Origin of the sequence: Nocardia sp. NPDC051756 (assembly GCF_040681495.1) — a bacterium.
GTDB lineage: Bacteria > Actinomycetota > Actinomycetes > Mycobacteriales > Mycobacteriaceae > Nocardia.
On record NZ_JBFAYV010000007.1, the window covers coordinates 1 to 23,078 of the forward strand.

Below are 23,078 nucleotides of genomic sequence, written 5' to 3' on the forward strand. Positions count from 1 at the left end.
GTTTTTTTGTTAGGGGCGCTGGGGCCGGGCGGGGGGGGGGCCGACCCCGCCCCCCCCGGGCGGGTGGGCCGGCCGGGGGTGTTTTTCCCGCCCCCCCGCTCCGCTCAGCCCACCGGTTCGGTCACCGGGGCTTGCACCGGTACCTCCAGCACTTCGGCGGGTACCGAGATTCCCTTCGCGTCCGCCGCGGGCGTGGATTCGCCCTCGACGACCACTGCTTCGTCCTGCGGCGCTCCCCCGACCTCGGTGGCCAGCAGTTCTGCCAGCGCACGGACGGTCGGGTTGCTCCAGAGGATCGTCGGCGGCAGGTCCACCCCGAAGCATCGGTGCAACCGCACCCGCAGGGCGACCGTGAGCACCGAGTCGACGCCGAGCTCGAGCAACGGCCGGTCGATCGCGATGTCGTCCGGCGCGAGGTTGAGCTCGGCGGCCACCTGCTCGTGCGTCTCCGCGAGCACCAGCCCCGCCAGCTCGTCGGCGGGCACGGTGGCCCAGTCCACCGCGCCGCCGCCGGTGCTTTCCGCGCCCGTCTCGGTGGCCGAGAGGTGGGCGAAGATCGGCAGGGTGTGGTCGGGCATGACCCGCATGACCGCGACGTACGGCAGGCCGAACCGGTCCGCGTAGCTCCAGCTGCGCAGGGCCTCGGTGACCGTGATGCCGCCCAGACCGCGCGACTCGGCCTCCAGAATCGTTGTCTTGCCGGTGGTTTCGCCCATGCCCCGGCCGATCCACTGGGCCCACGCGATGCTGTTCGCGCCGAACTCGCCCTGCGCCCGCCGCAGCGCGGCCAACCCGTCCAGGAACGAGTTGGCGGCCGCGTAGCTGACCTGGCCGGTGAGCCGGGCCAGCTGGCCGCAGGAGGAGAACATGGTGAAGAAGTCCAGCGTGCCCGCGGGGAACAGGCGATGCAGGACCATCGCGCCGTCGACCTTCGGGCCCATGGTGGTGTCCAGGTTTGTCGGACGCGTCTTCTCCACCAGCGCGTCGGACACCACACCGGCGCAGTGCACGATGCCCCGCACCGGCGGCATGTCCAGCGTGCCGGGATCGAGTGCCCTTGCCGTCGCCTCGGCATCGGAGATGTCGAGGCGCAGAACCCGTACCGTGGCTCCGGCCGCCTCCAGGGCGACCACCTCCGCGACTTGCGCGGCCACCGCCGGGTCCGGCACCGAATCCCATTCCGACCGTGGCGGCAGCCCGCGGCGACCGATCAGCACGAGCCGGCGGGCGCCCCGTTCGACCAGATGCCGTGCGGCCTCCAGGCCGAGCGCGCCGAGACCGCCGGTGATCAGGTAGGTCCCGTTCGGCCGGCAGTCCACCGCCTCGTGCTCGGCCGGGCGTTCGATCTTGCGCAACCTGGCCGCGAACACGCCCTCGGGGGTTACCGACAGCACGTCCTCGGTGGGCGGCAGTGCGCCGATCAGCGCGGCCACCGACTCGGGGGCGGTGTCATCGGCGATGTCGATGACACCGCCCCACAAATCGGGACGCTCACCTGCGACGATCCGGCTGGCACCCCACAGCGGCGCGTGCGACAGCGCGGCCTCGGCACCGCCGTCGCGTACGCCTTCGGTGAGCACCCAGACGGTGGGTCTGCGCTGCGCGTCCGGGATGGCGGCCACCCGTTGCACGGCGTCGACGAGCGTCTCCGCGCATCGACGGGCCGCCAGTTCGGGCGTCTCGCCCGGCAGCAGCGCTTGCGGCGCAACGATAACCGCGTCGCCCGCGGCGAGCAGGCCGTCCTCGATCGCAGCCGGATCCGCCACCGCCCGCGCCGTCACGCCGCGCACGGCGAGCGCTTCGATCAGCGCGGGCCAGCCGGTGGAACGTCCGATCAGCAGAGCCTGCTGCGGAACTCGGGCGTCGGCGCGCACTTCCACCGGCTCCCAAGCCATTTCGTGTACGAGCTGACGCGGGCCGACGGCGCCGGAACCGATGTCCTGCACCTTGACGTAGCGCAATCCCTTTGCCTCACACACCACCTCGCCGCTCTCGTCGGCGACCACCATATTGATGGTGTCCGGCGTGCGCGGGTCTCGGGTGGTGTGCACGTAGATGCGGCCCGGCGGGTCGCCGCGGAAGGCCAGCGACTCGAGGTGCGAGGAGGTGCGCAGCACGGACGAGTCCTCGGCCATCACCAGCACGCCGCTCGCGGTGAGCGCCGCGTCGATCACCGCGGTCCAGCTGGACGGGTGCAGCTTCGGGGTGTGGTCGACGGTCACGGTGGCGAGCTGTTCCTCGTCGCCGCGCACCAATTCCTCGACCACCCAGGGGAACGTGTAGCCGTCCACGCCCATCGCGCGGAAGATCCCGTCCACCTTGGACCAGGTCCAGGAGACCGGGCAGCGGGCCCGGATCACGTCCGGGTCTTCCAGCCGGGTCTCGCCGACGACCGGTGCGCGCACCACCGTCGCGGTGGTGTGGGTCAGCCATTCGTCGTCGTGACCGATGCTGTCCTCGTCGCGTTTGATCCGGCTGGCCAGGCGCACCTTGTCCTGCTCGAGGACCACCTGCACGACCCGTGGCGGATGCGCGGCCAGCGGCGTGCGGAACACGATGTCGCGCAACCCGCAAGCCGGTTCGCCCGCGGCGGTGGCGGCGCCGATGAACGAGTTCAGCACGACCGACGCGGGCACCGTCTCCACGCCGACCACCTTGTGCGACTGCACGTATGGCCGGTTGGACATGTCGAGTTCGGTCTGCCAGACCCGCTGCACCGGCGCGCTCGCGACGGTGGTGTGCCCACCGACCAGCGTGTGTGTGTCCGGGTCGTGGCCGCGGCCCGCGCCGCGCTCCGGCGGGGTGTCCGGGAAGATCCAGAACGGCCGGTGCTGCCAGCGCACGCCGGGGATGTCCACCAATTCCCCGGTGTAGGACCAGTTCACCGGGCAGCCGACGCTGTGCAGGCGGGCCAGATTGGCCAGCACGGTGCGTTGCTCCGCCTTGTCCTTGCGCAGGGTGATTGCCACCTGAACGTCGGAAACGCCGGCGTCCAAGGCGGTTTCGGTGATCGAGTGCGCGACCACCGGATGCGAGGAGACCTCGACGAACACCCGGGCGCCGTCGTCCAGCGCGGCGCGGACCGCCTGATGGAAGCGCACCGGATCGGACAGGTTGGTGACCCAGTACTTGCCCTCGCGCAGCGCGTCGGAACGCGGATCGGCCAAAGCCGTGCTGTACAGCGACACCTGCGCGGCACCGGCATGCAGCTCGTCGGCGGCCGCGCCTACCTGGTCCAGCACCTCGCGCACGTGTGGACTGTGGAAGGCGACATCGCTGTTCACCCGACGGGCCTGGATGCCCTCGGCCGCCAACTCGGCGACCAGTGCGTCGACCGCGTCGATGTCACCGGAGACCACCGTGGACAACGGGCTGGCGGCGATCGCGGCGACCACCCCGGCACGCCCGGTCACCCGTTGCTCGACATCGCCGAAGGCCATGGGCACCATCGCCATCGCACCGCGCCCGGCGATCTGCTCCAGCGCACGAGCCCGGCGGCAGGCGAATCGTGCCGCCTCCGTGCGGTCCAGGCTCCCGGCCACCGTGGCGGCCGCGATCTCGCCGACCGAGTGCCCGATCACCGCACCCGGACGCAGACCGAGCTGCGACCACAACTCGGCCAGGGCGACCTGCATCGCGAACGTCATTGCCTGCGTGCGGGTTACCGTCCACGGCCCGCCCGCTTCGATGGCCTCGCGCGGAGTCCAGCCCAGTTCTTCCTTGAAGATGGGCGCCAGTTCGTCGATGACGGCGGCGAACGCCGACTCCGTTTCGAGCAGCTCCTGCCCCATCCCGGACCATTGCGAGCCGTGCCCGGAGAACACCCAGACCGGCCCGGCGGCGCCACTGTCGCCGAAAGTGTTTGCCGCCCAGGTGGTCATGGTCGGTGTGCCCTCGGCGTCGGCCAGCGAGTCCAGGCCGATGACCAGTTCCTCGGCGCTGCCGGCCACCACCGCGGCGCGCCGAGCCAGGTGCGAGCGGCGGTCGGACAGGGTGTGCGCCAACGAATCCAGATCGACATCGGGGTTCGCACGCACCCATTCGGCCATCACGCCGGCCAGCCCGCGCACGCCCGCCTCGGACGCCGCCGACACCGGGAACACCCACGGCCGGGCGGCCCGATCGCGACGGCGGTCAGCCGCCGCGTTCACCTCTTCCGGCGGCTGCTGCAACACGACGTGCGAAATCGACCCGCCCACACCGTAACTGGAGACACCGGCCCGCCTACCGTGCACGCCTGCCTGCCATGCGGTCGGCTCGCCGACCAGGCGCATCCCGTTGGCCGCCAGATCCAGCTCCGGATCGACCTCCTCGTGCGGACTGGCAGGCAGCTCGCCGTGCCGCATGGACAGCAGCACCTTGATCACCCCGGCAATGCCCGAAGCCGCCTCGACGTGGCCGACATTCGGCTTGAGCGTGCCGATCAGCAGCGGGTCATCAGTGTCGCGACCGGCACCGAAGACACTGCCCATCGCACCGGCCTCGGCCGAGTCGCCGAGCCGCGTTCCGGTGCCGTGCGCCTCGACGTATTGCACTGTGTGCGGCTCGATTCCGGCCCGCTGGTAGATCTCCTGGAACATCCGCCGCTGACCGTCGCCGCTCGGCGCCATCATCCCGTCGGAGCGACCGTCCTGGAACGCGCCGCTGGCCAGCACCAGCCCGTGCACCCGGTCCCCGTCGCGGACCGCATCACCGAGCCGCTTGAGCACGACGACGCCGCCGCCCTCACCGCGCCCGTATCCGTCGGCCGCCTTGTCGAACGCCTTGCTACGTCCGTCCGGCGCGGTCGCCGAGGCCGCGTCGAGAGCCACCACCAGGGCCGGCGAGGCCATGATGTTGATGCCGCCGACGATCGCGACGCCGGTCTCCCCGCTGCGCAGGCTCTGGCAGGCGACGTGCAGGGCGGTCAGCGAACCCGCGCACGCGGCGTCCACCGCCATGCTCGGGCCGTGGGTGTCGAGGAAATAGGAGATCCGATTGGCGATGCCGTAGAACGTGGTTCCGTTCACCGCCCAGGCGCCCGTGCGACTCAAGTCCTCCAGCAGCCTGCGGCCGTAGTCGTTGGAGTTCGCCGCCACGTAGACCCCGGCATTGCTGCCGGACAACGACATCGGCGGCAGGCCCGCGTCACACAGTGCCTCCCAAGCCAATTCGAGCATGATCCGCTGTTGCGGATCGATGTACTCGGCCTCGCGCGGCGTGATCTGGAAGAACTCCGCGTCGAAGCCCTCGATGTCGCGCATGAACGAACCCTTACGGGTGGTCTTGCGCAGGATGGCCCGGGTCTGCGGGTCGATCTCGTAGGGATCCCAACGCCGGGAGGGCATCTCGCCCACCGCGCTGCGGCCGGCGCGCAGGTGTTCCCACAGCTGGCCGGGGGTGTCTAGATCGGGGGCGAACCGGCAGCTCATGCCGATCACCGCGAGCGGCTCCTCGGTCGGATGCGGGGTCACAGTCGAAGTCTGGCCATTGTCAGTCAAGGCGCACGCCTCCCTCATTGTCAGTTGCTCGGCGCAGGCTCAGCGGTCGCATGTCGGTCCATACCTCGGCGATGTGTGCCAGGCATTCGTCCTTCGGGCCGGCGAAACCTTGAGCGGCCCAACCGTCCGGGACGTCCCGCCCGTCGGGCCAGATTGAGTACTGTTCCTCGTGGTTGCGCACCACGAGATACGTGCGCTCGTCCGTGGTCACTGTTACTCCCATCGATCTAGAACGCCCAGGTCTGGTCGCCGCCGTGCGATGGCTGCGGCAAGGTCTCGGCGCGTCCTCCCGGTCGGTTTTGCGGATGTCTCTGCTGGACAGGTGGTTCGGGTCAGCGGGCGGTGAAACCGCCGTCGACCACCAGCTCGGTGCCGGTGACGCCGCCGGAGTGCGGTCCGGCCAGCCAGAGGCAGGCCGCCGACACCTCGGCCGCGGTGACCAGCCGGCCGATCGGATGCAGTGCGGCGGAACTGCGCTCGTAGTCCTGCAATTCGGCGCCCATGCCCTCGGCGACCGCGCGGGTGCTGCGGGTGCCGAGCGACGAGTTGTCGGCAACGGTGCTGGGGCACACCGCGTTCGCCCGCACGCCGTTGCGGCCGTATTCCAGCGCAATGGCTTTGGTCAGTCCGATCACGCCGTGCTTGGCGGCGACGTAGTTGGCGTACATCTCGAAGGCGACGCGGCCGCCGGTGGACGAGGTGTTCACGATCCGGCCGCCGCCCTGTTCGACCATGTGCGGCAACACCGCCCGGCAGCAGCGCCAGGTGCCGCTGAGGTTGACGTCGAGGGCGAGTTGCCACTGTTCCTCGGTCAGTTCGTGCACGCGGCGACCGCCAGGGCCGAGCATGCCCGCGTTGTTCAGCAGGACGTCGATCCGGCCGAACTCGTCCACGCCGGCCGCCGTCGCCTTGTCCACGGCGGCTTGGTCACGAACGTCGGCCACCGCGGTCACCACCCGGCTGCCCAGCCTGCGGCAGGATTCGGCGGTCTCCTCCAGATCGCGGCGGCTCGACATCGGATAGGGTCCGGCGTCCGGCGCGCAGTGGTCGACCAGGATCAGGTCCGCGCCTTCGCCGGCGAAAAGCACAGCGTGCGAACGGCCCAGTGCGCGAGCGGCGCCGGTGATCATGGCGACGTTCCCGTCGAGCAGCATCAGGCCTCCAAGGAATGTGTTCGGTCGTGCGGTGCCGTTCCGGCGAAAGCCGTTGGGCGGTAGACAGTTTCGGCTACCTCGACGGGGATCTGCCGGGCGAGGCGGGGCAGCGCCAGCGCGAGCACATCGATCGCGCGGTACAGGTCGCTGAGCGCGATGTGTTCGTCGATGGTGTGGTCCAGGTGCGCGTCGCCCGGCCCGTAGGCGGCCATCGGCACGCCCCACGGGTCGAGCGTGTTCATGTCCGAGCTGCCTGCCTTGAGCTTCAGCGTGGGGCGCACGCCCCGGGACGCGATCGCGGCGCGCAGTTGGCTGACCACCGGATCGGCCCGCGGACGGGTCACGCCGGGCACTCGCTCGTCCACCCAGATCCGGCTGTGCGGAAGGCTTTTGGCGAAACGTTCGAGTGCGGCGAAGTCGAAGCCGGGTGGTACCCGGCACGTGAGGAAGGCCTCGGCGCGGGCGAGGTCGCCGCGCAGCCAGGTGAGGGTGCCAGTGGCGACGCCGAACGCGATCGGGTCGGCGTCTGGCGAGAGCCCACGCAGGTAGCCCTGCACCTCCGAGGCGAACCGGACAGCCCATTCCACGGCGGTCGGTTCCGGGCTGCTGGTGTGCAGCGGTGGCTGCTGCACTTCGTAGCCGATGCCGGTCCGGCCCTTGTAGCCCAGGCAGATTCCGTCCCAGCCGCTCGGTTCGCCGATCACCACCGCCGCGGGTTTCGGGACCGTCGCCATCACGTGCAGCGCGCCGCGGCCGCCGGCCACCTCCTCGCCGACCGCGCCGACCACGTGCACGCGCACGTCGCTGCTGCGCGCGGCGGCGCAAATCATCGCCACCATGGCGCCTTTGGCGTCGACCGCGCCGCGGCCGTAGAGCAGATCGCCGATCTGGCAGACCGGTACGCGGCCGGGAACGGTGTCGATGTGTCCGAGCAGCATCACGGTGGGGGCGGTGCTCGGGCCGATCACGCCGTGCACGTTGCCGACCTCGTCGACGTGTGCGTCGAAACCCAGTGCGGTCAGCTGTTCCGCGAGGAAGCCGGCGACCGGCAGTTCCTCGCCGGAAACCGAGGGGATGCCGACGGCGGCGCGCAACAACCAGGCCGGATAGTCGCCCTGCAAGTCGAGCGGGCGGACCGGGCGGGATCGGGCGGTGGCGGGGCGGGGGTCACTCATGCGGCACTTCCTTCGCGCACCCACGTGCCGCCGCCGGCCAGCGCCTGCCGGATCGGCCGATGGTGGTGGGCTGAAGCGATACTCACCTGCGCCACCGTCCGGCTGGCCCGCAGCCCGGCCCGGACCTTGTGCCGCATTCGTCCGCGCACGACGTCGCCGGTCAGGTGCTGCGGGCCGACCTCGATGATCCGGCTGGCCGGGTCGGACGGGTCGGACAGCACGCCGCATACGTCGGTGAGCAGCACGAGCGCCGAGGCATTCAGCGCCGCGGCGAGCCGGGCCGCCACCTCGTCGGCGTCGACATTGAGCAGGTTGCCTTCGGCGTCGCTGGCCGGCGGGGACACCACGGGAACGTCGCCGCGCGCCAGCACCACGCGCAGCAGGCTGGGGTCGACGTGTTCGATCCGGCCGGACTGGTCGTCGCGGATCAACGTGGTCCGCCCGGCCTGCACGGACCGGATGGCGGGTTTGCGGGAGGCGGTGATGAGTGCGCTGTCCGCGCCGCTCAGGCCGACCGCGGGCGCGCCGCGGGCGCGTAATCCGCTGACCAGTTGGGGTTTCACCTGTCCGAGCAGGGTGAGGGTGAGTACCGCGAGCATGCGGGGATCGGTGCGTCTGCTGTGCGTCCCGTCCGGCGACTCGATCACTGCACGCCGCACGCCGAGTTGGTCGGCGAGCCGGTCCGCGGCGACGCCGCCACCGTGCACGAGCACCACCGGCTGCCCGGCCGCGGCCAGCTCGGCCACCTCGTCGAGCACCGGTTCCGGGTCCGCGCCGCCACCGATCTTGACCACGAGCACTCCGCCGGTCAGCGCGTTTCGCACCAGGCCATGCGTGCTCCGGCCGTGTTCTTGTCGCTGAGCCGTCATGTCCCGCTCTCTCCGATCAGGCAGGATGCAGGCCGGGAAAACCCAGACCCGCGTCCTCGGCCAAGCCACTGGCTACGTTCAGGCTTTGCACGCCGCCGCCCGCCGCGCCCTTGACCAAGTTGTCCAAGGCCGCGACCAGCACGATCCGGCCGCCGTCCGCGTCCACCGCGCAGCCGATATCGACAAAGTTGCTGCCGGACAAGAACTGTGGATCCGGCATCCGATGCACGCCGCGGCCGCGCGCAACCACCCGGACGAACGGGCGGTCGCGGTAGGCCCGCTGCAAAACCCGCAGGACTTCTTGCCGGGTGACCGGCCGCGGCGGCGTGACATGGCAGATCACCTGCACGCCGCGCACCGAGGGCACGGCCGTGACGGTCATCCGCGCCCGCACCCCGGCAAGCTCGGCGACCTCCGCCTCGTGCCGATGTCCGGCCGGGCGGTAGACGCGAAAGGCCTGCCCGCGCTCGGCATGATGCGAGGCCAGCGTGGGCTCGGCGCCGGAACCCGATGAGCCGGTCCGCGCGTCCACCACTACGTCACCGGCGACGAGCCCGGCGCGCTGCACCGGCGCCAAAGCCAATACGACGGCCGTGGCCATGCAGCCGGGAACGCTGATCCGGGTCGCGCCGGCCAACTCGTCGGCGAAGAGTTCCGGCAGCCCGGTCTTGTACGCGACGCCCGACGCCGACAGGGCACCCGCGCGGAAGTCCGGGCTCAAGTCCACGATCGTCTCGGCGCGCTCGCTGATCCCGGCTTCCAGCTCCGCGGCGGCGCCCATCGATACGGCCAGAAAGGCGATACTCACCCGGTCGAGCTCCGGCGGCGCGTGGAAGGTCAGCCCGAGGTGATGCAGATTCGGGTGCACTTCCGATACCGGCCGGCCCGCGTACCGGCGCGAGATGGCTTGCACCAGCTCCAATTCCGGATGTCCGTGCACCAACCGGAGCAGTTCGCCACCGGTGTAGCCGGCCGCGCCGACGACGCTCACCTTCACTACTCGCCCCAGTCCTCTTCGACTTCGGGAGCCAGCGCCAAAACGACGGGTTCGGTGGCCACAACCTCGAGTTCGCTCGTGCAGTGTTGGCAGATCACGATCTCGGCAACCAGCAGGTCATTGGACAGATTCACCGAATCCCGGCACTCGGGACACTCCGCACTTACTGCGGTAGTCATGGGTTGCCTCCCGTAGATTGTGTGACTACTGTCTATATTCACACTGCAAAAACTAACACATACTTCATCTCAACACACCCCAGATCGTACAGCCAAAGGGACGCGGAAAACCCGACGTGACCACGGGGCAGGCACTGGCGGAAGCGATCGCAGAGTATTCGAGTCGGCGACTCGGTTCGGCTGCCTCATCGCGTAATAGACAGGGAGACATGGGCGGTGGAGATCGAGTGGGCAGGTCGCGCGAATCGGGGTGGACGGACCATCGGCGGCACGAAAACCCGACAACGTCTGCATGATGACTATGTAGAGTCTGTATCTGCATGCGGTATGTTTCGCGGTAGAGAAGTGGTCCCCGCCGATGCCTGACACCGGCCTTGCCCTACTCGGCGGACCGCGCGCCGTCCCCAAGGACACTGCGGGCGGCGACTGGCCGATCGTCACCACGGCGGACGAACAAGCCGTGCTCCGGGTGCTACGCAGCGGCAAGCTGAACGCCGCCACTCCCGCGGAACCCGAAGTCGGCGAACTGGAGAACGCGTGGGCCAAGGCCACCGGAACCCGGCACTGCGTCGCCGTCGCCTCCGGCACCGCCGCCCTGCATCTGGCCCTGCGCGGCCGCGGCATCGGCCCCGGCGACGAGGTGATCGTCCCGGCGCTGACCATGAACGCCACCGCGCACGCCGTCTACGCGGCCGGCGGCACCGCCGTCTTCGCCGATGTGGAACCCGAGACCTACACCCTCGACCCGCGATCCGCTGCCCACGCCGCGGGACCACGCACCAAGGCCCTACTGCCGGTCCATCTACACGGCCTCCCGGCCGACATGTCCGCACTCCGCAAACTGGCCGATCGCCTCGGCATCCCCGTCGTGGAGGACGCCGCCCAGGCGCACGGCGCGGAACTCGACGGCCGCCGAGTCGGCGCCCTCGGTGCCGCGGGCTGTTTCAGCCTGCACCCACACAAGAACCTGCCGACCTGCGGCGAGGGCGGCCTCATCACCACCGACGATGACGACCTGCACGAACAGTTGGTCCGGCTGCGCAACTTCGGCGAGCTGACGCCGTCCGGCGCCCGCACCTACATCGCCCACCGAGCCGCGCTCAACGCCCGGATAGCGCCGGTCGCCGCCGCATTCACCCTGTCCCAGTTGACCCGCTTCGACGATTCCGCCCGGCAACGCGAGCCACATATCCGCGGCTTCCTGAACCGCCTGGCCCAGCTGCCCGGACTGCGCGTCCCCAATGTTCCGCCCGGTCGCACGCATGCCTGGCACATCCTGCGTTTCATGCCCGATCCCGCGGCGTTCGGCCTCGGCCCCGAGCATCGGACCGGTCTGCGCGCCGCCCTGCACCGGGTGCTGCGGGCCGAGGGCGTCCCGGTGTCGCAGTACCAGGTCGTCCCGCTGCCCGCACACCCCGCGTTCCGCCGAGCCGGGCTGTCCGAGTCGGCCGCGCTCGACGAAGTCGCCGAGCGCTTCCCGGTAACCGCCGCCGTCGTCGACGGATCGCTCTGCCTGCAACGCCGGCATCTCGATCCCGCCGCAGGCCCACTGCTCCAGCGCTATGCCGACGCCTTCGAAAAGGCTTGGCAGCACCTCGATCTCATCCGCCGAATGGCCAGCTCCCGGCCCGCTCCCGGCTGGCGCGAAGTGCTGCGCAGGGGCTGACCCACCGACTCGAAGGGAACACGACATGGCCATGGCCACCACCGGCCCGCCGCATTCCCCCGCGAACGGTGCGGCACCGATCGAGGCCGCGCCGCCGACCGACGCCACGGCATCGGCGGATGTCACGGCACCGAAGCATGATTCGGCGGCGATGGCGCAACGGATCCGTGCAGACGTGATCCGGATGGCGGGCGGACCCGAGGGCGCGCACGCGGGCGGCAGCCTTTCCAGTGCCGACCTGATCGCCATGCTCTACGCCGAGATACTGCGCCCTGGTGACTCTTTCGTGCTCAGCAAGGGCCACGCCGCACCGGCGCTGTACAGCGCGCTGGCCCAACTCGGTCGAATTCCCGTCGAGGAGTTGGACACCTACGCCCGACCCGGCAGCCGCCTGTTCGGCCACCCGCCGTACGAACTGCCGGGAGTCGAATTCGCCACCGGCTCACTGGGTCACGGTCTCGGCCTGTCGATCGGCCTTGCTTTGGCCGAGCAGTTGTCCGGCGGCGACCGCCACGTGTACACCCTGCTCGGCGACGGCGAACTGCAAGAGGGCAGCGTCTGGGAGGCGGCCCTCTTGGCGGGACACCGCAAGCTGCCCGGACTCGTGGCGGCCGTGGACCGCAACGGATTACAGATCACCGGGCGCACCGAAGACTGCGTCGGACTCGAACCGCTCGACGCCAAGTTCACCGCGTTCGGCTGGCAGGTGCGCAGCATCGACGGACACGACCTGAGCGCGCTGCGCGAGGCGCTGCGGCCGTCGCCGGACGGCCCGGTCATGGTGATCGCCCGGACGGTGAAAGGCCGCGGGGTGCCATTCCTGGAAGACCGGGTGGCCGGGCACTACGCCAAACTCAAGCCACCGCTGGTACGTCGAGCATTGGCCGCACTGGCCCGACCGGCAGGCGGCGCGTCATGACCGGCACACCGATCATCCCGGACGTCGGCTCACCCCAGGTCTCCGACCGACTTTCCGAGCCTCGCACCGTCGCAACCCCACCCGCCACGGATCTATCTGCGGCGCAGCATGTTCCGGAACTCGGCCCCGATCCGCGCGCCGCCTACCGCGAAGCGCTCCTGGAGCTGGCCGCCGCCGACCCCCGGGTGATCTGCCTAGACTCCGACACCGGCGGCTTGGAGAACACCTTCGGCGAGCAGTTCCCCGACCGCTACATCAATGTCGGCATCGCCGAAGCCAACCTGATGACGGTCGCCGCGGGACTCGCACGGCGCGGCTTCCTCCCCTACGTGCACACCATGGCCACCTTCGCCACCATGCGCGCGGGCGAGTTCCTGAAGCTCGACATCGTCGGCAACCGGCTGCCGGTACGAGTGATCGCCACCCACGGCGGCGTCTCCGCAGCGCATTTCGGTACCAGCCACTTCGCCCTGGAAGACCTGGCGGTGACCCGCGCCCTGTTCGACTTGGCGATCGTCGTCCCCGGCGACGCACACCAAATCGGTTCCGCCACGCGCCAATTGCACGACCTGCCCGGTCCGGGCTACCTACGACTGGGCCGCTCGGCCACCCCGACACCGCCGGGCCCGACGCCCGATTTCGTACTCGGCCAGGCCCGGATGCTGCGCGAAGGCGCGGACGTGACGCTCGTCGCGGCAGGCCCACTACCACTGCTTTTCGCCCTCGAAGCCGCCGACGATCTGGCCGCCGAGGGAATCGGTGTGCAGGTCGTCGACCTGCACACCCTGCACCCGCTGGACCGGGACGGCCTGCTGGCCGCCTGCCGCGGCCGCGCCGGCGTGGTCACCGTCGAGGAGCATCGCCCGCAGGGCGGCCTGGGCGATGCGGTCGCCGAGGTGGTATCGGCCGAATTGGCCGTGCCGCTGCGCCGATTGGCGGTCCGCGGACGCCCGGGCGCCCGCGTGCACGAGCAGCGGACCGTGTTGCAGGCACATGGCGTGAGTACCGAGGCCGTGCTGGACGCCGCGCGAGAGTTGCTCGCCCGGCGGCCGGACGACCGGACCCACGAATCGAATGATCGACCGATCCAGCAACCGGCGCAGCACAGTGCCGCTGCCCTTTGACGAGGTGATGACGATGGACAGTCCGGCACGGGTCCGCGACGAGGCCCGAATCCGCTACGTGCAGAGCGTATTCCAGCGCGTACTCCAGTTGAAGCACGAGACCACGCCGGACGACGAGTTCTTCGCCCTCGGCGGCACCTCGCTGACCGCCATCGAGGTGCTCGACCTGATCGAGGCCGAACAGGGTGTGCGCCTGCCGGCCCGGAAGTTCTATCAGGCCACCGCGATCCGCGAACTGGCCGGTGAACTCCCGCCGACCGCCATCGATGCCGACGGAGGTGCATGAACATGGCGTCGCGACCTCGTGATCACCTGACGACATCAGTTGCTGGAGGAAGTCCCATGGAGGAACCCACGCTGAAAGCGGTGCCCGCGCCGGCGCCCGGTACGCCGGAGCCCACCGTGGACCGCACTCGAAACATGCCTTCCCTCACCGGATTGCGCTTCTACGCGGCGATGGCGGTCGTGCTGTGCCATGTCGGGATCAATGTGGTGCCGCGGTTGACCGACTCGCGGCCGGTGATCGGCACCTTCCACGCCATCGGCATCGCCGCGCTGTCGTTCTTCTTCGTCCTGAGCGGGTTCGTGCTGACCTGGGTCACCACCAAAAAGGTTCCGGTGAAGCGGTTCTGGCGGCGCCGGTTCTTCCGGGTCTACCCGAACCACCTCGTGACGTTCGCCGTGCTGTGTGTGCTCGCGGCGATCGCCGGCCATGCCTTGTCCGCCCGTGACACCGTGGCGACGTTGTTCCTGGTGCACGCGTGGATTCCGGACCAGCACCTGCTCTACAACCTCTGGTCGAACGCGCCGACCTGGTCGCTGGGCCTGGATCTGCTGTTCTACCTGCTGTTCCCGATCCTGCTGCCGCTGGTGCAGAAGATCCGCCCGGAACGGCTGTGGCTGGCGTTCGGCGCGACATACGCGCTGATCTGGTCGATCCCGTTCGTGGCAACCCTGTTGCCCGACTCGGAGATTCAGCAGGGCACCGGCGTGCCGTGGTTGCGGATGTGGTTCATGACGTTCTTCCCGCCGGTGCGGATGCTGGAGTTCATCCTCGGCATGGTGCTGGCGCAGATCCTGATCCACGGCAAGTGGATTCGCTTCCCGCTGCCGGTAGCGCTCGTGCTGCCGATCCTCGCGGTGTTCGCGCAGGGCGTGCTGCCGCTGCGGTTCGGTGTCGCGGTGTTGCAGGCGTTGCCGATGGCGCTGGTGATCGGGGCGGTCGCCACCGCCGATCTCAGCTCGCGCGCAACGGCATTCGGCGGGCGGAAGATGGTCTTCCTCGGCGAGATCTCCTACTCGATCTACCTCATCCACTGGCTGGTCGTGGCCTACGGACCGATCGGGCGCACCTCACCGGGCTGGGGTGGGGATCCGAGTAGCACGTCTTCGTGGGCTTGGGTGGTCGCGTTGTCGGTGGTAACGATCGCGGTCAGTATCGGGTTGTCGGTGCTGCTGCATCTGTTCGTGGAACGGCCCGCGATGAACCGGTGGAGTCGTTCGAGTCGACCGCCGCAGAGTGTGCCGGCCACCACCGCCCCGCAATAGGGTTGCGGCACAACTCGACTCAGATGGCCTTTCCGGACAGGACCTAGGTTCTGTCCGGAAAGGCCATCGCCATGTCTATGGTGGAGCAGGTATTTCCGGTGCTCAGACCGCGATGCTGGCGGCCAGCGAACGCACGGTCGGCGACTCGTACAGCAACCCGACGCTGACCTGCTGCGCGAGCCGCTCGCTCAACGTCGCCGCCAGCTGCACCGCACGCAGCGAGTCGAACCCGAGCCCGAAGAACGAATCCTCCCGCCCGACCCGGGCCACCGCCAGCACCGCCGCCGCGGCCCCCGCCACCAGCTCCTCCAGCCAGCCCTCGGGAGCCACGTAGCCGGCACTTCCGGCCGCGATGGCGGCCAGCAAGGCCACCCGGTCCGGGGCGCCGCTGCGATCCCGCTCGATCCGCGAGGTCACCGCCACCCGGGCGAAGATGGCGTGGCCGGCCAGCCTGGCCGCCACCGCCGCCCGCACCCGCTGCGGATCCGCCCCCGGCCGCGGCACCACCGCGACCGCGATTGTCCCGCTGCGCAATTGGTCCGCCGCCAGGAACGGCTTGATCTGCTCGTGCGCCGGATCGGCCCCGAGCAGCAGGTGCGGCGCCCCGACATGCAGCGCACGCAGCAGCGCCACCATCCCGAGCACCGGATCGATCAGCGACAGACCCCGGTGCCGGGCGGCGGCGACCAGCGGACTCCCCTGATTCATGCCCGGCCCGCCCCACATGCTCCAGGCCAGACTCTGTGCTCGCCGGCCCGTGGCCGACCAGCGCTGTGCCCAGCCGTCCAGCACCGCGTTGGCGGCGGAGTAGGCGCCGAATCCGGTGCCGCCGAACAGCCCGTTGACGGAGGAGAAGACCACGACGGCGGTATCCGGCCGGGTGGCCAGGATTTTGTCGATGGCGACGCAGCCGCCGGCCTTGGGCCGCAGCATCCGATCGAACCAGTCCGCGGATTCGGTCCGTAACTCGTGCTCGGACAATCGATCCCACTGCGGCGCGACCGGAGCACCGGCAAGGTGCAGCACCAAGTCCAGCCCTCGGCCCCAATCCGCCTCGGCCTCGGCTACTTCCCGCGCCAGCGCGGCCGCGTCGGCGACATCGACCCGGCGATACCGGACCTCGCCGACCGTACCGAGGATCTCCAGCTCTGCCTGCGCGCCGGCGTCCAATTCCGCCACCGGGGTACGTCCGACGATCAGCAGCCGGGCACCGTGCGCGGTCACCAGATGCTCGGCCACCGTCCGCCCCAGACCGCCGAGTCCGCCGGTGAGCAGGCAGGTTCCGCCGCGGGGCAGTACACCGGTGGGCACGTCGAAGGCCTCCGGCAACGGCACCGTGCGCAAGCGCTGCTGCAACGGAACGCCGTCGCGCACCGCGACCACGTCATTGTCATGCCGCTGTTCCGCCACTGCGGCAAGCACATTCGCGTCGGCGGAGGCATCGATCAGCGCGCACCGGGCAACCAGTCGTTCCGCGCGCGCCGTCCGCACCAGCGCGGTCAGCCCGACGCGACCCGGTACCACCAGGTCGCCGGGAACAGCTTGCGCGGCACCGGTAGTGAGAACGGTGAGTTCGGCGTCAGGCCGAATGCGCGCCAAAGCACCTGCCACGGTGCGGAACTGCGCCAGCACACAGACATCGGACGAATCGGCGGCGTCGCCGGTGGCAACGAAAAGCACGTGCAGCACACCGGATCCGACCAGATCCACCGCCTGTGCCAAGGCCTGACCGAACAGATCAGGGTCGTTACCGATCGAGACCTGAGCATCAACCGCCCCCAGCCAATCGAGAGCGGGACCGCTGACACAGGCAATCACCGGCCCCTCGGATCGCGGCCGCAACGGCAACTCGGACGGCTCCCAGCCGACCGCGAGCGCCGCGACACCGGTATCGTCATCCACGACTTCCGGATCGGCACCGTCGACCTCCCCGCCATAGCAACGGTCATCGAACCGCCCCGCATGCCACCCTTCGAACAACCTCTCGCGCTGCACCTTTCCACCCTGCTGCCGCGGAAACTCCTGCGCCGTCACCGGCACCAGGTAGGTCGCCCGCAACGCCAGATCCCGGGCCAGCGCAACCCGAATGGTGTCTACCAGCGCGGGCACGTCATCGGTTTCCGGCACGAAGAACACCACCAACGCGTCGGTCCCGGTGTCCTCGTCGGGCACCCCGACCACCGCCGAACACGCAGGCCGCACGCCGGAGACCTGCTCGACCACCGCCTCGATCTCGTGCGCCGGAAAGTTCGCCCCGTTGACGATCACCGTGTTCTTCCCACGGCCGGTCAGATACAGCCGACCGTCGCTGAGGAACCCCAGATCACCGGTATCGAACCAGCCGTCGGCGGTGAAACTCTCCCGATTCGCCCGCTCGTTGTGCGCATACCCGCAGTGCACGGTGTGCCCGGACACGTGCAACCGACCGACCCGCCCCTCGGGCAGCACACTCCCCTGATCGTCGGTAATCCGCAGCGCCACTCCGGGAATCGGCGTGCCCGCCTCGGTCACCACCAATGCACCCGGCGTCCCGACCGGCAATTCGCGTAACCCACCGTCCAACGAGGCGGGCTCGAGCGTAATGGTCGCCGCCGCTGGATCATCGAGCCGCATCCGGGAGTAGGTCACGCCCGAAGACGTCTCCGACATCCCCCAGCACGGCACCATGGCGTCGGCCGGGAGCCGATGCGGCACAAGCAGTTCCACGAAACGACGAGCGGTACGCGCCACCACGGCCTCGCCCGCGTTGCAGATGTTGTTCAGGCTGCTCAGATCCCAAGCGCCCGCGGCGATCTCGTCGGGCCGCTGACAGACCAGCGAGAACGCGAAGTTCGGCGCCCACGTACAGGTCGCCCGGAACCGGTCGACACAGTCCAGCCAGAGCAGCGGACGACCGATCACCGACTCCGTCCGCACATTGACGTGCTCGCAGGTGAGAAACACGTCCCGCAGATTGAACATGATCATTCCGCCGACATGGTCGAGCGGCATCCAGTTCAACGACACCTCGTGCTCGGTGAAGTTGTTCGCGTCGATCGCGGCGTAGGTCCGCGCGACGATCGTATGGTGATAGTGCTGAACGCATTTGGGCGTGCCGGTGCTACCGGAGGTCAACAGGTTGACCACGAGTTGCCCCGGATCGGGCACCGTCCAGTCGGCCGGCTCCGGATCGAACAACGTGCTCGCGTCCAGCACGCGCAACGCTTCGCCGTCCGGCAACCGATCGCCCAACGACCGCACCCCCGCGAGCAACTCGGGATCGGCGACCACCGGCGGATGCCCGAGCAGTTCCCAGGCGGCGACCAGTTTGCGCACCCCGGCGTTGTCGGTGCTGTACTCCGGCGCGGGAGCCACCGCGGTCGGCAGGAATCCACCGAGCACACAGGCCCACCAGGTGGTGACGAAGTTCCGGCTGTCCGCGCACTGCAAGAGAACTGAATTGCCCACTGCCAGCCCGTGCCTGCGCAACCCGCCGAGCACCCGGCGCGCGTCGTCATACAGCTCGGCATAGGTCTGCCGATCCGTGCTCCCGTCCGGCAGCACATAGGTGGTGCCGCGATCGGCCGCCACCCGCGCAGCGCGCGCCAACGCCTCCGGCAACGTCGACACCGCGTCCGCGGGCACCACCGGCTCCGCCCCACGCGTCGACGCGAGCCGGTCCGGCGAGATCGCGACGCCGGTCGGCACAGTGCTCGCACCCGCAGCCTGCCGCGACCGTGGGGAACGCAACCGCCGGTCATACACGGCGGCCGCGTCGAGCACGCCCGCCGTGTCTACCGCGATCCGGGCGATGTCCTCCGGCGAAACCCGGGTGCTTGGGCTAGCGGCAGTGCGCACGCGAGCGTCCTTTCGTCCTAAGCGGCCGGCGCCACGGCGGGCAGCTGCTCGCCGATCTGCCGCGCGACCGCCGCGGTGAGTCCGACGATGAAGTAGTGACCGCCCTCGACGCTCAGCCCGGTGTATCCGGCGCTGCTCTGCTCGGCCCAACCGGCCAGGGTCGTCGCGTCCACCGATCCGGTGGACCCGCGCACCGTGGTGATCGGCACCGGCAGCGGCGGGTGCGGCCGATACCGGTAGTTCTCCCAGAGCGCGAACTCGCTGCGCAGCATCGGCAGCAAGAACTCCTGCAACTCCGCATTGCGCACCACCGCCTCGGGCAGCCCGCCGCGTTCGCGCACGGTGGCGAGCAACTGTTCGTCCGGCAGTCGATGCAGCGGTTCGTCGGGCGGCGGGGCCTGCGGCGCGGGCTGTTCACCGACGATCAACCGCTGCGGCCAGGTCCCGAACCGGCTGCCCATCTCGTGCGCGATCTCGAACGCCAAAAGCCCACCGGCACAATGCCCGTACAACGCGTACGGCATCGTCGTGTACGGCCGCAACGCGATCGCGCACGCGGTCACCAGCCGAGCGATGTCACTCGGCGGATCTTCCCGCGACCGATCCTCGCGCCCCGGCAGTTGCACCACCAGCGTCTCCACCTCGGCAGGCAGCAGCGCCGCCAGCCGCTGGAACACCGACGCACCGCCGCCGGCGAACGGCAGACAGATCAGCCGCAACCGAGCGCCCGGGCGAGGCAGCCGGCGCACCCAGAGCGAGTCGGTCGTGTAACTCACCGGCCCGATATCGGACGTCATTGCACTGCCGTCCCATCCAATTCGGCGGCCAGCGCGGCGATTTCGGCGTCGCTGCGTCCCTCGACCAGCTTCAGCGCGTCCGCCAGCGCGTCCTGCTGGGTCTGCTGCTCCGCCTTCGCCGCGTCGACCAACGCGGCCAGCCCGGACACCGTCGGATCGGCGAAGAAATCCGCGATCGAGGGCGCGACCCCGAACACCGCATTGACCCGCGAGGACAGCTGAATGGCCTCCAGACTGGTCCCGCCCGCGGCGAAGAAGTTCACGTCGTTGCCGATCCGGACACCGAGCAGCGGCGCGAAAACCTCTGCACGCATGACGCGTTCGGTGGGCGTGCTGTTCTCCTCGTCGGCATCGGTCAGCTCGTCCACCGAGAACTCCACCGCGGGCAACCGCCGCCGGTCGATCTTGCCGCTCGGCGTGAGCGGCACCTCGTCGAGCGGCACCAGCACCGAGGGCACCATCGCCGCGGGCAGCCGACCGCTGACCGCCGCGCGAACGGAATCGAGTTGCAGCTCACCGGCGCGCTCGGGCACCACGTAGGCGACCAGCATCGCGCCGGTCCGCGGTTCGATCACCACCGAGGCGACCGCCTGCGCGACGCCGGACACCGCGTGCAGCGCGGCCTCCACCTCGCCCAATTCGATACGCACGCCGCGGATCTTCACCTGCCGATCGGCCCGGCCGACGAAGCACAGATCGCCCGCTTCATCCCAGACCGCGAGGTCGCCGGTGAGGTAGCGGCGACTTCCGGGCGGCCCGTCGGGGTCCGGCCGGAACCGGTCCGCGGTCAGATCGGGCCGGCCGAGGTATCCGCGCGCCACCCCGAGCCCGGCGATGGCCAGCTCGCCGATCGCGCCGGGCGGCAGCACGCCCGCGCCGGTGCTGTCCACGACGTAGGCGCGATGGTTGGCCATCGCCCGCCCGATCGGCGGCGACGAGGTCCACTCCCCCTCACAGAGTTTGGCGACCACGGTCACCGTGGTCTCGGTGGGCCCGTAGCCGTTCCAGAATCCGCGGCCGCGCGCCCATCGGGTGGTCAGCTCACCGGTGAACGCCTCACCGCCGACGAACGCCACCCGCAGATCCGGATAGCCTTCCGGCGCAAGCAGTCCCATGATCGCCGGCGGCAGGTCGACGATGGTGATCCGCTGCCCGCGCAGCACCGCGTCGAGCGCGTCCACCGACCGGCGCTGATCCTCGTCCATCACATACAGCACGGCGCCGCTGAGCAGCGTGCCGAAGATCTCGAAGACCGAGACGTCGAAGCCGGGCGAATTGAAGTGCAGCACACGGTCTTGCGGGGTGAGGTCGAACATCGCGCGCACCGTGCGGACGAAGTTGGTGACGTTACGGTGTTCGACCACAACACCTTTGGGCTTGCCGGTGGAGCCCGACGTGTAGATCACGTAGGCGGCCGCGGCGGGCGGCACCGCGGGCGCGGGGCCGGGCGGATCCGCAGGCCGCAGCGACTCGTGGTCCGGATCCGGGTCGATGACCAGCCGATGCGGTGGCGGCACCCGCTCCGCGGTAGCCGGTGAGACCACAATGGTTTTGGCGTCGGTGTCCTCGAGGATCATCTCCAGCCGCTCGTCCGGCTGGGTGACATCGAGCGGCACGTAGGCGGCTCCGGCGCGCAGCACGCCGAGGGCGACCGCGATCAGCGCGGGGCCGCGTTCCATCACCACCGGGATCAGGTCACCGGGTCCGGCGCCGGCCGCCGCCAGCCGGTCGGCGATGCGGCGAGACCAGTCGTCCAGGGCCCGGTAGCTCAGGCTGCCGTCCTGCCAGACCAGCGCCGCGTGGTCCGGATCGGCGGCGGCGACCTCGGCGAAGAGTTCGTGCACCGGGGTGTCCAGGGGCAGGCCGATCGGCGCGTTCCAGTGTTCGAGGATGTCCGCGCGTTCCCGCGTGGTGCCGAACGGAGCGTCGCCCAGCGGTCGGTCGGGCTGGGTGCAGAGCGCGTCGAGGGTCTGCAAGAACCGGTCCAGCAGGCGGTCGGCCGTGGCCGCACGGTAGAGCGCCGTGGCGAATCGCAAAGCCACCGTGGGTTGCTCGCCGCCGCTGACCTCGAGTGCCAGCTCGAAGGCCCCGGCTCCGGCGTCGACCTGCTCGAAGCCGATCCGCACCGCGTCGGCCTCGATCGGGCCGGCGGGCTCGCCGGTATTGACGAAACCGATCTGCACGAGCGGCAATCGACCCGTGTCCGGCTCGACGCCGAGCGCATCCAGGATCAGTTTGAACGGCAACGTCGCGTGCAGCGCACCGGCCAATCGGGCGGCATGCACCGCGGCGATCACCGCGACGAAGCTGTCCGCCTCGTCCAGCTCGACCCGCAGCGGCATCAGGTTGCCGCAGTCACCGACCAGCCGATCCGCGTCGAACGGTCCGGTGACGTCGAACGGCAGCCCGACGGTGAGATCGCCTCTGGCGGTGTGCCGGGCGATCACCACTAGCAGCGCGGCCAGCAGAACGTCGTCCCGCTCGGCGCCCGCGGTCCCGGCCAGCGTGTGCACGGCGGCAACGAGTTCCGGCGGCAACGACCCGGTGACCACGTCGCTGCTCAGGTCGAGCAGTCGCGGACGATGACCGTCCGGCGGCAACTCCGTTCCCTCCCAGCCGGATAGCGCGCCACGCCAGTACTCGGTGGCCTCACGTGCGGGGTCCTGTCCGCACCACTCCCGCTGCCAACCCGCGTAGGCACCGAAGTCGACCGGTTCCTGCGACCACTGCGGTGTCTCGCCGGCCACCCGCGCGCGGTAGGCAAAAGCCAAGTCGCCCTGCAAAACCCGCGCCGAACGCGGGTCGAGCACGATGTAGTGACCGATCAGGACCAGCAGATGCCGTTCCGGATCGGCGCGCAGCAACCGGAGCCGGATCGCCGGACCAGTATTGAGTTGCAGACCGCGGCGCAACTCATCCTGCACCACCTCGTCGGCCCGCGCCCGCAACTGCCCGTCGGCCACGTCCTCCACGGTCAGCCGCAGCTCCGGCACCGGAAGCACCTGCTGGGTGCCGCGCGTGTCCTCGTCCGGGAAGGTCGACCGCAGCACCGTGTGCCTGCGCAACAGATCGGTCAGCGCCGCGCGCAACGCCTCGGCATCGAGCGGGCCGTCGATCGGGAACGCGAAGCCGAGCCCATAGGCCAGGCTGCTCGGAGCGAGCCGGTCGAACAGCCACAGCTGCTCCTGCCGGTAGGACAGCGGTGCCGATCGGACCCCGGAGGAGACGTCTGCCAGCTGGGCCAGCAACTCGTCTCGGCGCTCCCCCGGGAGCTGGCGCAGTCGACGAAGCAACTCGCTCTGTGGACCCATGCCGTGGCCTCCCAGTCAATCT

Annotated in this window: 15 protein-coding genes; 5 read left to right on the plus strand and 10 right to left on the minus strand. The window is 70.0% G+C overall.

The features are described from left to right. Positions 1 to 104: 104 nt before the first annotated feature. The 7 genes from AB0M22_RS30220 to lysW all read right to left on the minus strand — a co-directional run bounded on the left by AB0M22_RS30220 (position 105) and on the right by lysW (position 9,854). Positions 105 to 5,453, minus strand: a complete 5,349-nt coding sequence (locus tag AB0M22_RS30220; protein ID WP_364734113.1) for a type I polyketide synthase — start codon at positions 5,451 to 5,453, stop codon at positions 105 to 107. Between the two features lie 19 nt (positions 5,454 to 5,472). After that, on the minus strand, positions 5,473 to 5,691 hold the full coding sequence (locus AB0M22_RS30225) for an MbtH family protein (protein ID WP_364734116.1): 219 nt from the start codon (positions 5,689 to 5,691) through the stop codon (positions 5,473 to 5,475). Positions 5,692 to 5,812: 121 nt separating this feature from the next. Further along, positions 5,813 to 6,634 carry an SDR family oxidoreductase gene (locus AB0M22_RS30230; protein ID WP_364734118.1) on the minus strand — a complete coding sequence of 274 codons (822 nt, stop codon included), beginning with the start codon at positions 6,632 to 6,634 and terminating at the stop codon, positions 5,813 to 5,815. Then, positions 6,634 to 7,809, minus strand: coding sequence for a M20/M25/M40 family metallo-hydrolase (locus AB0M22_RS30235; RefSeq protein WP_364734120.1), 1,176 nt, complete (start codon positions 7,807 to 7,809; stop codon positions 6,634 to 6,636). Before AB0M22_RS30235 ends, AB0M22_RS30230 begins: the two co-directional genes overlap by 1 nt. After that, positions 7,806 to 8,678: an acetylglutamate kinase gene (argB, locus tag AB0M22_RS30240; protein WP_364734122.1), complete on the minus strand. Its 873-nt coding sequence runs from the start codon at positions 8,676 to 8,678 to the stop codon at positions 7,806 to 7,808. The genes AB0M22_RS30235 and argB overlap by 4 nt, the downstream gene beginning before the upstream one ends. Before the next feature lie 16 nt (positions 8,679 to 8,694). Beyond that, positions 8,695 to 9,669, minus strand: coding sequence for an N-acetyl-gamma-glutamyl-phosphate reductase (argC, locus tag AB0M22_RS30245; protein WP_364734124.1), 975 nt, complete (start codon positions 9,667 to 9,669; stop codon positions 8,695 to 8,697). Positions 9,670 to 9,674: 5 nt separating this feature from the next. After that, on the minus strand, positions 9,675 to 9,854 hold the full coding sequence (gene lysW / locus AB0M22_RS30250; RefSeq protein WP_364734126.1) for a lysine biosynthesis protein LysW: 180 nt from the start codon (positions 9,852 to 9,854) through the stop codon (positions 9,675 to 9,677). 358 nt (positions 9,855 to 10,212) lie between these two features. Here lysW and AB0M22_RS30255 point away from each other — a divergent pair, with 358 nt between their 5' ends. Genes AB0M22_RS30255 through AB0M22_RS30275 form a run of 5 tightly spaced genes read left to right on the plus strand, consistent with a single transcriptional unit; the run spans position 10,213 to position 15,111 of the window. Continuing rightward, entirely contained in the window at positions 10,213 to 11,520 is a 1,308-nt protein-coding gene (locus tag AB0M22_RS30255) for a DegT/DnrJ/EryC1/StrS family aminotransferase (RefSeq protein ID WP_364734128.1), read from the plus strand. 25 nt (positions 11,521 to 11,545) lie between these two features. Beyond that, positions 11,546 to 12,439: a transketolase gene (locus AB0M22_RS30260; protein WP_364734130.1), complete on the plus strand. Its 894-nt coding sequence runs from the start codon at positions 11,546 to 11,548 to the stop codon at positions 12,437 to 12,439. Next, on the plus strand, positions 12,436 to 13,563 hold the full coding sequence (locus AB0M22_RS30265; RefSeq protein ID WP_364734133.1) for a transketolase C-terminal domain-containing protein: 1,128 nt from the start codon (positions 12,436 to 12,438) through the stop codon (positions 13,561 to 13,563). Before AB0M22_RS30260 ends, AB0M22_RS30265 begins: the two co-directional genes overlap by 4 nt. Positions 13,564 to 13,576: 13 nt before the next feature. Continuing rightward, positions 13,577 to 13,849, plus strand: a complete 273-nt coding sequence (locus tag AB0M22_RS30270; RefSeq protein ID WP_364734136.1) for an acyl carrier protein — start codon at positions 13,577 to 13,579, stop codon at positions 13,847 to 13,849. Between the two features lie 56 nt (positions 13,850 to 13,905). Continuing rightward, positions 13,906 to 15,111 carry an acyltransferase gene (locus tag AB0M22_RS30275; RefSeq protein ID WP_364734138.1) on the plus strand — a complete coding sequence of 402 codons (1,206 nt, stop codon included), beginning with the start codon at positions 13,906 to 13,908 and terminating at the stop codon, positions 15,109 to 15,111. A 102-nt stretch (positions 15,112 to 15,213) separates the two neighbouring features. Here AB0M22_RS30275 and AB0M22_RS30280 read toward each other — a convergent pair whose 3' ends face one another. The 3 genes from AB0M22_RS30280 to AB0M22_RS30290 are packed head-to-tail and all read right to left on the minus strand — an operon-like array spanning position 15,214 to position 23,056. Further along, the gene (locus AB0M22_RS30280) at positions 15,214 to 18,948 is read right to left on the minus strand and encodes an SDR family NAD(P)-dependent oxidoreductase (RefSeq protein ID WP_364734141.1); all 3,735 of its coding nucleotides are present in this window, start codon (positions 18,946 to 18,948) and stop codon (positions 15,214 to 15,216) included. A gap of 17 nt (positions 18,949 to 18,965) precedes the next feature. Then, positions 18,966 to 19,745: an alpha/beta fold hydrolase gene (locus AB0M22_RS30285; protein WP_364734144.1), complete on the minus strand. Its 780-nt coding sequence runs from the start codon at positions 19,743 to 19,745 to the stop codon at positions 18,966 to 18,968. Beyond that, positions 19,742 to 23,056, minus strand: coding sequence for an amino acid adenylation domain-containing protein (locus AB0M22_RS30290; protein ID WP_364734147.1), 3,315 nt, complete (start codon positions 23,054 to 23,056; stop codon positions 19,742 to 19,744). The genes AB0M22_RS30285 and AB0M22_RS30290 overlap by 4 nt, the downstream gene beginning before the upstream one ends. Positions 23,057 to 23,078: the final 22 nt, after the last annotated feature.

Excerpts from the sequence above, each read along its gene's own strand:
- AB0M22_RS30230 (WP_364734118.1), bottom strand. The coding sequence starts at position 6,634 with ATGCTGCTCGACGGGAACGTCGCCATGATCACCGGCGCCGCTCGCGCA.
- AB0M22_RS30235 (WP_364734120.1), bottom strand. The coding sequence starts at position 7,809 with ATGAGTGACCCCCGCCCCGCCACCGCCCGATCCCGCCCGGTCCGCCCG.
- argB (WP_364734122.1), bottom strand. The coding sequence starts at position 8,678 with ATGACGGCTCAGCGACAAGAACACGGCCGGAGCACGCATGGCCTGGTG.
- lysW (WP_364734126.1), bottom strand. The coding sequence starts at position 9,854 with ATGACTACCGCAGTAAGTGCGGAGTGTCCCGAGTGCCGGGATTCGGTG.
- AB0M22_RS30255 (WP_364734128.1), top strand. The coding sequence starts at position 10,213 with ATGCCTGACACCGGCCTTGCCCTACTCGGCGGACCGCGCGCCGTCCCC.
- AB0M22_RS30260 (WP_364734130.1), top strand. The coding sequence starts at position 11,546 with ATGGCCATGGCCACCACCGGCCCGCCGCATTCCCCCGCGAACGGTGCG.
- AB0M22_RS30265 (WP_364734133.1), top strand. The coding sequence starts at position 12,436 with ATGACCGGCACACCGATCATCCCGGACGTCGGCTCACCCCAGGTCTCC.
- AB0M22_RS30270 (WP_364734136.1), top strand. The coding sequence starts at position 13,577 with ATGGACAGTCCGGCACGGGTCCGCGACGAGGCCCGAATCCGCTACGTG.
- AB0M22_RS30275 (WP_364734138.1), top strand. The coding sequence starts at position 13,906 with ATGGAGGAACCCACGCTGAAAGCGGTGCCCGCGCCGGCGCCCGGTACG.
- AB0M22_RS30285 (WP_364734144.1), bottom strand. The coding sequence starts at position 19,745 with ATGACGTCCGATATCGGGCCGGTGAGTTACACGACCGACTCGCTCTGG.
- AB0M22_RS30290 (WP_364734147.1), bottom strand. The coding sequence starts at position 23,056 with ATGGGTCCACAGAGCGAGTTGCTTCGTCGACTGCGCCAGCTCCCGGGG.